General features: G+C 75.2%; 13 protein-coding genes. 6 read left to right on the top strand and 7 right to left on the bottom strand.

Annotated elements, in window-relative coordinates; translation table 11 throughout:
* Window positions 1–75 precede the first annotated feature (75 nt).
* The 7 genes from ACLQ20_RS25775 to rimP all read right to left on the bottom strand — a co-directional run bounded on the left by ACLQ20_RS25775 (window position 76) and on the right by rimP (window position 7,393).
* Window positions 76–1,158 (bottom strand): DHH family phosphoesterase, encoded by a 1,083-nt coding sequence (locus ACLQ20_RS25775; RefSeq protein WP_425857924.1) that lies wholly within the window; start codon window positions 1,156–1,158, stop codon window positions 76–78.
* Window positions 1,155–1,655, bottom strand: a complete 501-nt coding sequence (rbfA, locus tag ACLQ20_RS25770) for a 30S ribosome-binding factor RbfA (RefSeq protein ID WP_358117123.1) — start codon at window positions 1,653–1,655, stop codon at window positions 1,155–1,157. The genes ACLQ20_RS25775 and rbfA overlap by 4 nt, the downstream gene beginning before the upstream one ends.
* Before the next feature lie 158 nt (window positions 1,656–1,813).
* Window positions 1,814–2,107 (bottom strand): DUF503 domain-containing protein, encoded by a 294-nt coding sequence (locus ACLQ20_RS25765; RefSeq protein WP_091620728.1) that lies wholly within the window; start codon window positions 2,105–2,107, stop codon window positions 1,814–1,816.
* Window positions 2,108–2,194: 87 nt separating this feature from the next.
* Window positions 2,195–5,209 carry a translation initiation factor IF-2 gene (gene infB, locus ACLQ20_RS25760; RefSeq protein ID WP_327030808.1) on the bottom strand — a complete coding sequence of 1,005 codons (3,015 nt, stop codon included), beginning with the start codon at window positions 5,207–5,209 and terminating at the stop codon, window positions 2,195–2,197.
* Window positions 5,210–5,302: 93 nt separating this feature from the next.
* Window positions 5,303–5,635, bottom strand: a complete 333-nt coding sequence (locus ACLQ20_RS25755) for a YlxR family protein (protein WP_132232814.1) — start codon at window positions 5,633–5,635, stop codon at window positions 5,303–5,305.
* A 16-nt stretch (window positions 5,636–5,651) separates the two neighbouring features.
* Window positions 5,652–6,695 (bottom strand): transcription termination factor NusA, encoded by a 1,044-nt coding sequence (gene nusA / locus ACLQ20_RS25750; protein ID WP_358117128.1) that lies wholly within the window; start codon window positions 6,693–6,695, stop codon window positions 5,652–5,654.
* Complete coding sequence (gene rimP, locus ACLQ20_RS25745) at window positions 6,692–7,393, bottom strand: ribosome maturation factor RimP (RefSeq protein ID WP_151455948.1); 702 nt, start codon at window positions 7,391–7,393, stop codon at window positions 6,692–6,694. The genes nusA and rimP overlap by 4 nt, the downstream gene beginning before the upstream one ends.
* A 229-nt stretch (window positions 7,394–7,622) precedes the next feature.
* Between rimP and ACLQ20_RS25740 the strand changes: the two genes are divergently transcribed.
* From ACLQ20_RS25740 to ACLQ20_RS25715, 6 genes are all read left to right on the top strand, one after another.
* Window positions 7,623–8,072: a hypothetical protein gene (locus ACLQ20_RS25740; protein ID WP_151455957.1), complete on the top strand. Its 450-nt coding sequence runs from the start codon at window positions 7,623–7,625 to the stop codon at window positions 8,070–8,072.
* Window positions 8,069–8,515, top strand: coding sequence for a ferritin-like domain-containing protein (locus ACLQ20_RS25735; RefSeq protein WP_151455949.1), 447 nt, complete (start codon window positions 8,069–8,071; stop codon window positions 8,513–8,515). The genes ACLQ20_RS25740 and ACLQ20_RS25735 overlap by 4 nt, the downstream gene beginning before the upstream one ends.
* Window positions 8,516–8,579: 64 nt before the next feature.
* Window positions 8,580–9,167 (top strand): PadR family transcriptional regulator, encoded by a 588-nt coding sequence (locus ACLQ20_RS25730; RefSeq protein WP_151455950.1) that lies wholly within the window; start codon window positions 8,580–8,582, stop codon window positions 9,165–9,167.
* Window positions 9,164–9,922 (top strand): ABC transporter ATP-binding protein, encoded by a 759-nt coding sequence (locus tag ACLQ20_RS25725; RefSeq protein WP_192581482.1) that lies wholly within the window; start codon window positions 9,164–9,166, stop codon window positions 9,920–9,922. Before ACLQ20_RS25730 ends, ACLQ20_RS25725 begins: the two co-directional genes overlap by 4 nt.
* Window positions 9,919–12,621, top strand: coding sequence for an FtsX-like permease family protein (locus ACLQ20_RS25720; protein WP_425857923.1), 2,703 nt, complete (start codon window positions 9,919–9,921; stop codon window positions 12,619–12,621). Before ACLQ20_RS25725 ends, ACLQ20_RS25720 begins: the two co-directional genes overlap by 4 nt.
* Window positions 12,622–12,649: 28 nt before the next feature.
* A complete protein-coding gene (locus ACLQ20_RS25715; RefSeq protein ID WP_151455952.1) occupies window positions 12,650–13,150 on the top strand; it encodes a nitroreductase/quinone reductase family protein in 501 nt (166 codons plus the stop codon).
* Window positions 13,151–13,154: the final 4 nt, after the last annotated feature.

The following is a 13,154-nucleotide window of genomic DNA, read 5'->3' as shown; positions in this document are numbered from 1 at the left end:
CCCGTACTCGCCGCAACCGGGAAGACGGACACTCCCCGAGCTCTCCCTGATCTTCGGAGTGCCGGGCCCTTCCGATCAGAGCCGGCCGGGGCCGGTCAGCGCGCCGTCGAGCTCCGCGCGGATCCGGTCGACGACCTCGTCGACCGTCCCCGAACCGGTGAAGCCGGCGGCGAAGCGGTGCCCACCGCCGCCCAGCGCGACCGCCACCCGACTGACGTCGACCGCACCCTTGCTGCGCATCGACACCGCCCAGTCGCCGGTCGGCGTCTGCTTGACCACGCAGCTCACGTCGGCCTCGGCGGTGCACCGGACCGAGTCGATCAGCGCCTCCAGCACGTACGGGCGCTGGTCGTGACGGGCCAGGTCGTCCTGGGTCGCGTACGTCCACACCAGACCGTGCCCGGCGGCCCCGGCGGGTTCCAGACGGGCCCGGCCGAGCACCTCGCCGAAGAGGCGGACGGCGCCGAACGGCCGGGTGTCGAAGACCCGGCGGGAGATGTCACCGGGCCGGATGCCGGTCGCCAGCAGGCGGGACGCCAGCTGGTGCACCGCCGGGGTGGTCGCCTCGAACCGGAACGAGCCGGTGTCGGTGCTCAGGGCGACGTAGAGACACTCCGCGATCCCGGCGTCCAGCGGGACGCCGAGCCGGGCGAGCAGCCCCTCGGCGACCACCGAGGTGGCCGCCGCGTGCGGGTCCACCAGGTTGATCCGGCCGAAGCGGGTGTTCGACGCGTGGTGGTCGAGCACCAGCGCGGCGCCGGCGGTCTCCAGCCGGTCGACCAGGTCGCCGAGGCGCGACTCGCTGGCCGCGTCGAAGCAGATCACCAGGTCCGGGTCCGGGTACGCCTCCGTCGCCGGCACCAGCAGGTCGAGCCCGGGCAGCCCCCGGAACGGTTCCGGCACCTCCGGCGGGCCGGGGAAGGTCGCCTGCATCCGCCGCACACCCAGCCGACGCAGCCCGAGCCCGAAGCCGAGCATGCTGCCCAGCGCGTCCCCGTCCGGGTTGACGTGGCAGATCAGCAGCACCCGCCCGTCCGGCGGCAGATCCCGTACGGCCGCGACGCCGGCGGCCCAATCCGCCTCGGTCGGGCCGGAGTCGACCGGTGGTGGCACCTCGGCGAGGGCGCCACCGGTCGTGCCGCCGGAGGGCTCGGTCACCGCGGGTCCCCGCCCCGGGGCGGGGTCTCCTCGGCGTCCTCGTCGGCGTCGCGCGCCTCGTCGGCGTCCTCGTCCTCGTCCTCGTCCAGCCGGTACGGCTGGGGCTCGCCCGCGTACTCGGCCCGGGCGGCGATGCGCTGCACCTCGGCGTCGGCGTTGCGGGCCTGGGCGAGCAGGTCGTCGATGTGCTTGACCTGATCCTGCACGTCGTCCAGGACGAAGGTCAGCGTCGGCGAGTGCCGCAGCCCGAGCGCCTTGCCGACGGTGCTGCGCAGCATGCCCTTGGCGCTCTCCAGCGCCGCCGCCGTGCCCGCCTGGGCCGCCGCGTCGCCGAGCACCGTGTAGAAGACGGTCGCGTCGCGCAGGTCGGCGGTGATCCGGGCGTCGGTGATGGTGATCATGCCGAGCCGGGGATCCTTGATCTGGCTGCGCACCACCGACGCCACCAGTTCACGCACCCGCTCCGCGTGCCGGCGTACCTTGGCCGGATCCGACATCTTCGCCACCTCCACGGCGTACCGCTCCCGGCCGCCGCCCGGCGACGCGGAGCGCCCCGGAGCCGACGGCCCAACAACTCGAAACACTACCCGCGCGGCCACCCGCACCGCGCGCCGCCGGCACCGTCCCGGCCACCCGGCGGACAGGTGCCGCCGGGTCAGTCCTCTTCGCCGTGCAGCCGCCGGCGCACCGAGAGCAACTCGGTCTCCGGCCGGCCGGCCACCAGGCGCTCGCAGGAGTCCAGCACCTCGCGGACGTGCGACGCCTCGGCGGCCACCACGGCCACGGCGATCTCGGCCCGACCGTGCAGGTCGAGCGCTCCGACTTCGGCGGCCGACACCTCGAAACGGCGCAGCGCCGCCACGATCGGCCGTACATATGATCTCTTGGCCTTGAGCGACCGGGAGTCGCCCGGCAGCAGCAGGTCGAAGACCGCGGTTCCGGTGAACATCGCCCCGGACGATACCCGCACGACCCCCCACATGATCAAGGGGTTTACGCCTTTCGGCGCAAACCCCTTGATCAGTGGTTCAGCGGATCAGGCGCGAACCTTCTCCCGCATCTCGAAGGTCTCGATGACGTCGCCGACCTGGACGTTGTTGTAACCACCCAGGGTCAGACCACACTCGAAGCCCTCGCGCACCTCCGTGGCGTCGTCCTTGAACCGCTTGAGCGAGCTGACGGTGAGGTTGTCCGCCACCACCGACCCGTCCCGCAGCAGGCGTGCCTTGGCGTTGCGCCGGATGATGCCCGACCGGACGATGCAACCGGAGATGTTGCCGATCTTGGACGAGCGGAAGACGTCGCGGATCTCCGCGGTGCCCAGCTCGACCTCCTCGTACTCCGGCTTGAGCAGGCCCTTGAGCGCGGCCTCGATCTCCTCGATGGCCTGGTAGATCACGGTGTAGTACCGGATCTCCACAGCCTCGCGGTCGGCGATCTCGCGGACCTTGTTGGCGGCCCGCACGTTGAAACCGATGATCGTGACCGGTTCGGACGACGCGCTCGCGAGCATGACGTCGCTCTCGGTGATCGCGCCCACGCCCCGGTGGATGATCCTGAGCTGGACCTCCTCCGGGATGTCGAGGTTGAACAGCGCGTCCTCGAGGGCCTCCACGGAACCGGAGACGTCGCCCTTGAGCACCAGGTTGAGCGAGGTCTTCTCGCCCTCCTTGAGCTGCTCCATGAGCGTCTCGAGAGTGGCCCGGCCGCGGGAGTTGGCGAACGACGCCGCCCGCCGCCGTGCCTGCCGCTGCTCGGCGATCTGGCGCACCGTGCGGTCGTCCTCGGCCGCCAGGAACGTGTCGCCGGCACCGGGCACCGCGGTCAGACCGAGCACCAGGACCGGACGGGCCGGACCTGCCTCGGCGACCTGGTTGCCGTTCTCGTCGAGCATCGCCCGGACCCGGCCGTGCGCCCCACCGGCGACGATGGAGTCGCCCGCCCGCAGGGTGCCCTTCTGCACCAGCACCGTCGCCACCGCACCGCGGCCCTTGTCCAGGTGCGCCTCGATGGCCACACCCTGCGCCGGCCCGTCGATCGGAGCGGTCAGCTCCAGCGACGCGTCGGCGGTCAGCAGGACCGCCTCGAGCAGCTCGTCGATGCCGATGCCCGGCTTCGCCGCCACGTTGACGAACATGGTGTCGCCGCCGTACTCCTCGGCGACGAGGCCGTACTCGGTCAGCTGCTGGCGGACCTTGTCCGGGTTCGCCTCCGGCTTGTCGACCTTGTTGACCGCCACCACGATCGGCACGTCGGCCGCCTTGGCGTGGTTCAACGCCTCGATCGTCTGCGGCATGACACCGTCGTCGGCCGCGACGACGAGCACCACGATGTCGGTGACCTGGGCACCACGGGCACGCATGGCGGTGAACGCCTCGTGACCCGGGGTGTCGATGAAGGTCACCGCGCGGTCCTCGCCCTCGTGCGGCACGTGGACCTGGTAGGCACCGATGTGCTGGGTGATGCCACCCGCCTCGCCGGCCACGACGTTCGCCTTGCGGATCGCGTCGAGCAGCTTGGTCTTACCGTGGTCGACGTGACCCATGACGGTCACGACCGGCGCACGGTCGACCAGGCGGTCCTCCGCGACCTCGGCGTCGAGGTCGATGTTGAACTGCGCGAGCAGCTCGCGGTCCTCGTCCTCCGGGCTGACGATCTGCACGTTGAAGCCGAGGTGCTCACCCAGCAGGAGCAGGGTGTCGTCGGAGCACGACTGGGTCGCCGTGACCATCTCGCCCAGGTTGAACATCTCCTGGACCAGCGAACCCGGGTTGGCGTTGATCTTGTCGGCGAAGTCCGACAGCGAGGCGCCACGGGAGAGCCGGACGACCTGACCCTGACCCCGGGGGGCACCCGAGCTCATGGTCGGGGCCGACAGGTTGTCGAACTCCTGTCTGCGCTGCTTCTTGGACTTGCGACCGCGCGTCGGCCGGCCACCCGGACGCCCGAAGGCACCCGCGGCGCCGCCGCCACGGCCACGACCGCCACCACCCGGACGACCGCCGCCGCCGGCCGGAGCACCCGGACGGAAACCGCCGCCCGGCGCACCGCCGCCGCCACCGGGACCGCCACGGTAGCCACCGCCACCGCCGCCGCCACCGGGACCGCCGCGGAAGCCACCGCCACCGCCGCCGCCACCGGGACCGCCGCGGAAGCCACCGCCACCGCCGCCGCCACCGGGACGACCCGCGCCGCCACCGGGACCGCGACCGGCGCCACCGGGGCCGGGGCGACCGGTAGCGGGACGCTGGCTCGGCATGGAGGCCGGGCTCGGACGGGGCGGCATGGAGGCCGGGCTCGGACGCGGCGGCATGCCGGCCGGGCTGGGCCGGGGGCCACCCGGACCGGCGGCCGGAGGCCGCTGCTGCTGCTGGCTGCCCTGGATGCCGAACGGGTTGTTACCGGCGCCGCGCGCCGGCGGACGCCCGCCCGGACGACCACCCGGACCCGGTGCCGGCGTGCCGGGACGACCGGCGGCCGGGGAACCCGGGCGGGGCGGCATGGCACCCGGCCCCGGTCGGGGACCGGGACGGTTGCCACCGTCCGCCGGGGGCTCCCGGCGGACGTTCTCACGCTGCTGCTGCCGAGCGGCCTGGGCGGCCTTGACCGCCGCCTCCTGCTCAGCCTTCAGCGCGGCGGCACGCGCCTCGGCGGCCGCCACCTCGATGTCGTGGGCACTCGCCGGCTTGGCGACCGGGGCCGCGGGCTGCGGCGGACCGGGCACCGGGCCCTTGGGCTTGGGACCGGGCGCCGGCGCGGCCGGCCGCCGGGGCGGCATCGGCTTGGCCGAGACCCGGGGCCCACCGGGGGCCGGGGAGGGCGTCGAGGTCGGGGTCGGGGTCGGCGCCGGGGCGGCCGCCGGTGGGGCGGCTGGTGCCGGAGAACCGGCGCCGGCGACGAATGCGCTACGCAGCCGTCGGGCGACGGGCGCCTCGACGGTGCTGGACGCGGACTTCACGAACTCGCCCATCTCCTTGAGCTTGGCGAGAACGGTCTTGCTTTCGACCCCGAGCTCTTTTGCAAGCTCGTGTACGCGGGCCTTACCTGCCACTGCACTCCTCACTCCGAGGTCGTGCGGGCAGCACCCGCAGCGACCTCACTCGTGCACTTGAAGCCTGGTCATTTCAGGGACTTCATCGTGTGCTCATGTCGGTCGTCCTACCCTGCTAGCGACCCTCGCCCGGTCGGGCTGACCGGACGTAGTGGTTGGCGCATCGACGTGCTCCGCAAGCTCACCGTGGTCGGGGACCCCGGTGAGGCGCAGCGCACGCCCGAAAGCGCGTCGCCGCACCGCTTGCGCGAAGCAGGCCGGATCCGGGTGCATGTTCGCTCCCCGACCCGGCAGCCTGCGGGCCGGATCGGGCCGAAGGCTGTGACCAGCCTCGTCGCCGACCGCGACGATCCGCAGCAATTCGCTGGCCGGCGCACGTCGCCGGCAACCCACACAGGTGCGTTCCGGCAGCGCGCGTCGTACCACTGGAGAAAGTCTACCCCTAGGAGCCCGAGATCGCGCCGCCCGGCTCCGGGACGTGATCAGCTGCGCCCCGGCCGGCGGCACCGGACTGCTCGGCGTCGGACCGGATGTCGATCCGCCAACCGGTCAACCGGGCCGCAAGTCGGGCGTTCTGCCCCTCCCGGCCGATGGCGAGGGAGAGCTGGAAGTCCGGGACGGTGACCCGGGCGGTGCGGGTGGCCAGGTCGACCACCTCGACCCGCAGGGCCTTGGCCGGCGACAGGGCGTTGCCGACGAACGTCGCCGGGTCGTCCGACCAGTCGATGATGTCGATCTTCTCGCCGTGCAGTTCGCTCATGACGGCCCGTACCCGCTGCCCCATCGGGCCGATACAGGCGCCCTTGGGGTTGACCCCCTGGGTGGTGGAGCGGACCGCGATCTTCGTACGGTGACCCGCCTCACGTGCGATCGCGCCGATCTCGACCGTGCCGTCGGCGATCTCCGGCACCTCGAGCGCGAAGAGCTTCTTGACCAGCGCCGGGTGCGACCGGGAGAGGGTGATCTGCGGCCCGCGCATCCCCTTGGCCACGTGCACCACCACGCAGCGGATCCGCTCGCCGTGCGCGTAGCGCTCGCCGGGCACCTGCTCGGACTGCGGCAGGACCCCCTCCAGCTTGCCGAGGTCGACGCTGACGATGCCCTTCTCGGTGCGCGTCTCGTGCGCCTGCACCACGCCGGTGACCAGGTCACCCTCGCGGCCCACGTACTCGCCGAAGTGCACCTCGTCGGTGGCCTCCCGCAGTCGCTGGAGGATGACCTGCTTGGCGGTCATGGCGGCGATCCGCCCGAAGTCGTGCGGGGTGTCGTCCCACTCCCGTACGACGGTGCCGTCGTCGTCCAACTCCTGCGCGTAGACCAGGGCCGCGCCGGACTTGCGGTCGATCTCCACCCGGGCGTGCGACTCCGCCCCCTCGGTGTGCCGGTAGGCGGTCAGCAGCGCGGTCTCGATCGCCGCGAGGATCGTGTCGAACGGGATCTCCCGCTCGCGCTCGAGTGCGCGCAGCGCCGCGAGGTCGATGTTCACCTCTCCTCGTCCTCCACATCATCTTCGTCGTCGAAGTCGTCGGTGTCGTCCATGTCGTCGGGTCCGTCCGTCTCCTCGATCTCGTCGAGGCGGTGGAACTCGACCTGCACCCGGCCGGGGCCGAGCTCTGCGTACGTCCACGTGGCGCGGCCGGCGTCGGTCTCCAGCACCACGCGCTCGTCGTCGGCCTCGACCACCCGGCCGGTGACCTGCCGGTCGCCGGTGGGCTGCCCGGCGGGTTGGCCGGACGGGGCGCCCGCGCCGCGGGCGGTCACCTTCACCAGCCGGCCGACGTTGCGCCGCCAGTGCCGGGGCAGGGTGAGCGGCCGGTCCACGCCGGGGGAGCTGACCTCCAGCTGGTACTCCCCGGCGACGAGGTCGCCGGAGGCCTCCTCGGCCGCGTCGAGGGCCGCGGAGACGGCCCGGGAGACCTCGGCGACGGCATCCAGGTTGATCCCGCCGTCGGCGTCCACGATCACCCGCACCACGTGCCGCCGGCCGGCGCGGGAGACGGAGAGTTCCTCCAGGTCGTAACCGGCGCCGGCGACCACCGGCTCGATCACCTCACGCAGCCGGGCCCGCCGGGCGGCGAGGTCGCCGCGCGGGCCGCCGGCACGCTCCCCGCCCCGTGGGGCGTCGGCGCGTCGGGGTCTCCCCGCCGGACCCGTCGACCTCGTGGCACGGCCACGCTGCGTCATCTCCGCACCCTCCTGCTGATCGACGGCACCCGGTCGGCCGCCATGCCGGCACGCCACCGGAGCTGACGCGCCGGTGGCTGCGCAGAGCGTAACGCGCCTGCCGCGCGGCGGGCCGGGCGGCGCACCGACGCCGGTCGCCCACGTACGGCCGGTGATGGTGTTGACTTGTCCGGTGGCGACGGGCAGAACGACACGACGCGGCGAGGCAACCGGGCATTCCCGGCGAAAGGTGCTGCGCGCCGGGGTGCTCCTGGCGCTCGGCGGAGCGGCGGCGCCGCTGACCGGTTGCGGCCTCCTGAGCCGCGACGACGACCCCACCCCCGGGCCGGATCCGCTCACGCCGCTGCTCGACGAGGCGCTCCGGCTCGCCGCCGGGCACCGGGACGCCGCCGCCGCGCACCCCGCGCTCGCCGGCCTGCTCACGCCGATCGCCGAGGCGCACCGCGCGCACGCGGCCGAACTCGCCCGGCTCATCGGCGTACCGCTGCCCTCGGCGTCCGCCGCGGCCACGCCCGCCGCGCCGGGCGGCCCGGCGGCGGCACGGGCCGCGCTGCGCGAGGACGAACGCGCCGCCCAGGAGGCGGCGACCCGGGCCTGCGCGGCGGCGCCGGCGGAGCGGGCCGCGCTGCTCGCCTCGATCGCCGCCGCCCGGGCCACGCACGTGGAGGTGCTGAGGTGACCGCGCCCACACCGCCGGGGCCGGCCGGGGCGCTGGGCGCGGTGCTCTCCGCCGAGTACGCCGCGATCTGGGCGTACGGGCCCATCGGGGTACGCCTCACCGGCGCCGCCCGGACCGCCGCGAAGGAGGCGGAGGCCGCGCACCGGCGCCGCCGCGACGACCTGATCGTGCAGTTGAGCGCCGGTGGCGGGAACGTCCCGCCGGACCGGGCCGGCTACACGCTGCCGTTCCCGGTCACCGACCGGGCGAGCGCGCTGCGGCTGGCCGCCGAGGTGGAGGAGCGCACGGCCGCGTTCTGGCGGGCGGTGGTGCCGGCCACCAGCGGCGCCGACCGGGACAGGGCCCTGGCCGCCCTGGTCGAGTACGCCGTACGGGCCACCCGCTGGCGACGGACGGCCGGGATCACCCCGCTGACGGTGCCGTTCCCGGGCCGACCCGCCTGACCGGCCGACCCTCGACGCCCGCTCCGGTTGCGGGTCGCATACCAGGTATGCATACTCCGTTGCCATGTCCATCCGTCACGGGCTGCTCGCCCTGCTCGAACGCGGCCAGATGTACGGCTACCAGCTGCGCGCCGCGTTCGAGGAGTCGACCGGCTCGACCTGGCCGCTGAACATCGGTCAGGTCTACACCACCCTGTCCCGGCTGGAGCGGGACGGGCTGGTCCGGTCGCTGCCCGAGAGCGAGACGGGGCAGCGCCCGTACGAGATCACCGACGCCGGGCGGACGGACCTGGCCCTGTGGTTCGCCACGCCGATCAGCCGCACCGACCGGCCCCGCGACGAGCTGGCGATCAAGCTCGCCCTCGCGCTGACCACCCCCGGGGTGGACGTCCGGTCGGTCGTGCAGACCCAGCGCAGCGCGACCATGCGGACGTTGCAGGAGTTGACCCGGTTGAAGTACGCCAGCGACCGCCCCGAGGACCTGCCGTGGCGGCTGGTGCTGGACGCCATGGTCTTCCAGGCCGAGGCCGAGGTGCGCTGGCTGGACCACTGCGAGACCAGCCTCGTGCGCTACCGTCCGGCGGAGCCCGGCCGCGTCCCGACGACGCCTGCCGAGGCGGTGGACCGGGCGGACGAGGAGGCGCGACGGTGAGCACGGGGAACCGGCCGGCGGACGGGAGCCCGACCACGCCGGTGCTGGACGTGCGTGACGTGCACCGCACCCACGGCGCCGGCGCGGCGGCCGTGCACGCGCTGCGCGGGGTGAGCCTCGCCGTGCGCGCGGGGGAACTCGTCGCCGTGATGGGACCGTCCGGCTCGGGGAAGTCGACCCTGCTCGCCCTGGCCGGCGGGCTGGACGGCCCGACCGCGGGCGAGGTGTACGTCGAGGGCGAGCCGCTCGGTGCCCTCGACCGGCGGCGGCTGGCCCAGGTGCGGCGCCGCCGCATCGGCTACGTCTTCCAGGACCTCAACCTGCTCGGCAGCCTCAGCGCCGTGGAGAACGTCGCCCTCCCCCTCGAACTCGACGGCACGGGCGTACGCCGGGCCCGCCGCCTGGCGCTGGACGCGCTGTCCGAGGTGGGCCTGACCGCGCTGGCCGACCGGTTCCCCGACCAGCTCTCCGGCGGGCAGCAGCAGCGGGTGGCCATCGCCCGCGCGCTCGTCGGGGAGCGCCGGCTGGTGCTCGCCGACGAACCGACCGGCGCGCTGGACTCGCAGACCGGTGAGGCGGTGCTGCACCTGCTGCGCCGGCGCGTCGACGCCGGGGCCGCCGCCGTGCTGGTCACCCACGAGGCGCGCCACGCCGCCTGGGCCGACCGGGTGGTCTTCCTGCGCGACGGGGTGCTTGTCGACACGACGGCCCCGCTGGGCAGCGTGGAGCAGCTGCTGAGCGGCAGCGGTCGGTGAGCGCGAGCCGGGGCGGCCGGCTCGCCCGGGCCGCCGGTTCCTGGTGGGCCGCGCTGCGGATCGCCCGGCGGGAGGCCCGGCGGGCCCGGGGGCGTACGGCGCTGGTGCTCGCGATGATCACGCTGCCGGTGCTGGTGCTGAGCTTCACCGCGGTGAGCTGGCGGATGTCCGAGCTGACCCCGGTGGAGCGGGCCGACCGCCAACTCGGCGCGGCCGACGCGGAGCTGAACTGGGTGACGCGGACCCCCCTCGCGCAGAGCACCTGGGCCGAGACCTGGCGTACCGACCCGGACGACGGTCCCTCGGCCGGGCCCGTCACCGCCGGGCAGGTGGCCGCCCTGCTGCCGGCCGGGAGCCGGGTGGTCCCGCTGCGCCGCTGGGTGTCGTTCGACGCTCTGGTCGGCGAGCGGGTCGACAACACGCTCACGGGCCGCGCCGTGGACCTCACCGACCCGCTCGGGCGGGGGCTGGTCCGGTTCCACTCGGGGCGGGCGCCGGCCGGGCCGGACGAGATCGCGGTCAGCCCGGCGGCCCTGCGCCGCCTCGACGCCCGCCTCGGCGACACCGTCACGTCCGGCGACGGCGCCCGCTCCTGGCGGGTGGTCGGGGTGGCCGAGTACCCCGACGACCTGGGCCCGGTGGTGACGCTGCACCCGTCGGAGGGACGGATGGAGGCCGAGCCGGGCACGAGCTGGCTGGTCGACCTGCCCGGCGACCCCGACGAGGAGCTGTTCCGCCGGCTCAACGCCCACGGCGTCGTGGTGCACGCCCGGGTCCCCGCCCCGGCGTCGGACACCGTCACGTTCGCGCCGTACGGCCGCTCCACCATGGACGTGGAGGGGATGAGCGTCTCGGTGCTCGTCGGCGGGCTGGGGCTGCTGGAGGTGGTGCTGCTCGTCGGGCCGGCCTTCGCGGTCGGCGTACGGCGGCGGCGCCGGGACCTCGCGCTGGTCGCCGTGGCGGGCGGGGACGACGCCCACCTGCGCCGCATCGTGCTGGCCGACGGCGTGGTGCTGGGTGCCGTCGGCGCCGCCCTCGGGGTCGCGCTGGGCGTCGCCGCCGCGTTCGCCGGCCGCTCCCTGGTGGAGCAGCACCTCTTCGGCGCGCGCTTCGGCGCGTACCGCTGGTGGCCGGAGGCGCTCGCGGCGATCGCCGCCGTCGCGGTGCTGGCCGGGGTGCTGGCCGCGCTGGCCCCGGCCTGGACGGCCGCCCGGCAGGACGTGGTGGCGGGGCTGGCCGGCCGGCGCACCCCGCCGGCGCACCGGCGACGCTGGTTGACAGTCGGGGCGGTCCTGGCCGCCGCCGGGGCCGCGGTGGCCGCGTTCGGGGCGGCCCGGACGGCGCCGGCGGTCATCCTGGCCGGCCTCGTCCTCGGCGAGCTGGGCCTGGTCTTCGCCACCCCGACGCTGGTCGGCCTGCTCGCCCGCCTCGGGCGGTCGCTGCCGCTGGCGCCCCGGATCGCGCTGCGCGACGCCAGCCGCAACCGGTCGTCGACCGCGCCCGCGATCTCCGCCGTGATGGCCGCGGTCGCCGGCAGCGTCGCCATCGGGGTGTACCTGGCCAGCGACGACGCCCGGTCGGCCACGATGTACCTGCCGGCCCTGCCGGCCACCACGGTGCTGGTCACCGGGTCGGACGGGGAAACCCTGCCCGACCTGCCCGGGGTCAGCGAGGCCGCGCGCGCCCACCTGGGGGTCCGGACGGTGGCGCCGCTGGCGGAGCCCCGGTGCGGGACGGCCACCGACCTGTGCGTGGTCTCGCCGGTGCTGCCCGCCGAGCGCGTCTGCCCGTGGACGCCGGGCGACAGGCTCAGCCCGGAGCAGCAGCGCCGCGCCCGCGCCGACGCCCGCTGCGCGGAACCCGAGGAGCACCTCGGCCGGTACTTCCACGTCCTGGTGGACGACGGGACGGCCCTGCCGGCGCTCACCGGCGCCGCCCCCGCCGACGTCGCCGCCGCCACCGCCGTGCTGCGGGCCGGCGGCGCGGTCGTGACCGATCCGCGCTACGTGCGCGACGGGCGGGTCGACGTGCGGGTGACCCGCGCCGGGCAGGCCCGGCCCGACCCCCAGGCCGTCACCACCGTCGCCGGGTATCCGCTGCCCACCGCGCTGGGGGCGGACCGGCTGTTGCTCTCCCCGGCGGCCGCCGGGCGGCTCGGCCTCGACGTCCACCCGCTCGGTTGGGCGATCGCCGCCGACGGCGTGCCCGACGAGGACCGGCAGGACCGGTTCGTCGCCGCCGTACGTCCGCTGCACGCGCAGGTCGAGATCGACCGGGGCACGCAGGGCGACGCGGGGCGGCCGCTGCTGCTCCTGCTGGCCGCCGCCGCCGGGGTGATCACCCTGGGCGCCGCCGCCATCGCCACCGGGCTGGCGGCGGCCGAGGGGCGGGCCGACCTGTCCACCCTCGCGGCGGTCGGCGCCGGCCCGGGACTGCGCCGGCTGCTCTCGCTCTGTCAGTCCGGGGTGATCGCCGTACTGGGCTCCGCGCTCGGCATCGTCGCCGGCCTCGGCTCCGCGTCGATCATCCTGACCGCCCTCAACCGCCGGTACGCCGCCCTGTGGCCGGTCACGGAGCCGTACCCGGTGGTGGTCCCCTGGACCACGCTCGGCGTCCTGGTGGTGGTGCCGCTGGTCGCGATGCTCGGCGCGGGCTTCTTCACCCGGTCCCGGCTGCCGGTCGAGCGACGTCTCGACTGACGGGCCGGGAGCGGGCACACTGGTCGCCGTGCCCGTACTGGGAGCCCTGACCCGCCGTGTCGGTCACCACCGCTGGTTCGGCGCCGCCGTCCGCCTGCTCGTCCCCGCCGACCGGATGGTGGGGCGGCTCACCCGGGGGCGGGTGGTCGCGCTCGGGCTCATCCCGTCGCTGGTCATCACGACCACCGGCCGCCGCTCCGGCAAGCCGCGCAGCAATCCGCTGCTCTACGTGCCCGACGGCGACGCGTACGTGGTGGTCGGCTCCAACTTCGGCCAGACCCACCAGCCCGGCTGGGCGATGAACCTGCGCGCCGATCCGGCCGCCGAGGTGGCCGTCAAGGGCCGCCGCGTCCCGGTGCGCGCCGAGGTCGCCACCGGCGCCGAACGGGACCGCCTCTGGACGCTGCTGGTCACCGAGTGGCCCGCCTACCGCGCGTACGCCCAGCGGGCCGGCGGCCGGGAGATCCTCGTCTTCCGGCTGGTGCCCACCGGGCGCGGCGTGCCGGGCGGGCCGACCGCCCGCGAATAGGCTG

Origin of the sequence: Micromonospora sp. DT46 (assembly GCF_049841735.1) — a bacterium.
Lineage (GTDB): Bacteria > Actinomycetota > Actinomycetes > Mycobacteriales > Micromonosporaceae > Micromonospora > Micromonospora reichwaldensis.
This window is presented reverse-complemented; position numbering and strand designations above follow the sequence as displayed.

Bases quoted from the DNA above. Each gene is read 5' to 3' on its own strand.
- rimP (WP_151455948.1), bottom strand. From the start codon at position 7,393: ATGACGCAGCGTGGCCGTGCCACGAGGTCGACGGGTCCGGCGGGGAGA.
- ACLQ20_RS25730 (WP_151455950.1), top strand. From the start codon at position 8,580: ATGTCCATCCGTCACGGGCTGCTCGCCCTGCTCGAACGCGGCCAGATG.
- rbfA (WP_358117123.1), bottom strand. From the start codon at position 1,655: ATGTCGGATCCGGCCAAGGTACGCCGGCACGCGGAGCGGGTGCGTGAA.
- ACLQ20_RS25765 (WP_091620728.1), bottom strand. From the start codon at position 2,107: ATGTTCACCGGAACCGCGGTCTTCGACCTGCTGCTGCCGGGCGACTCC.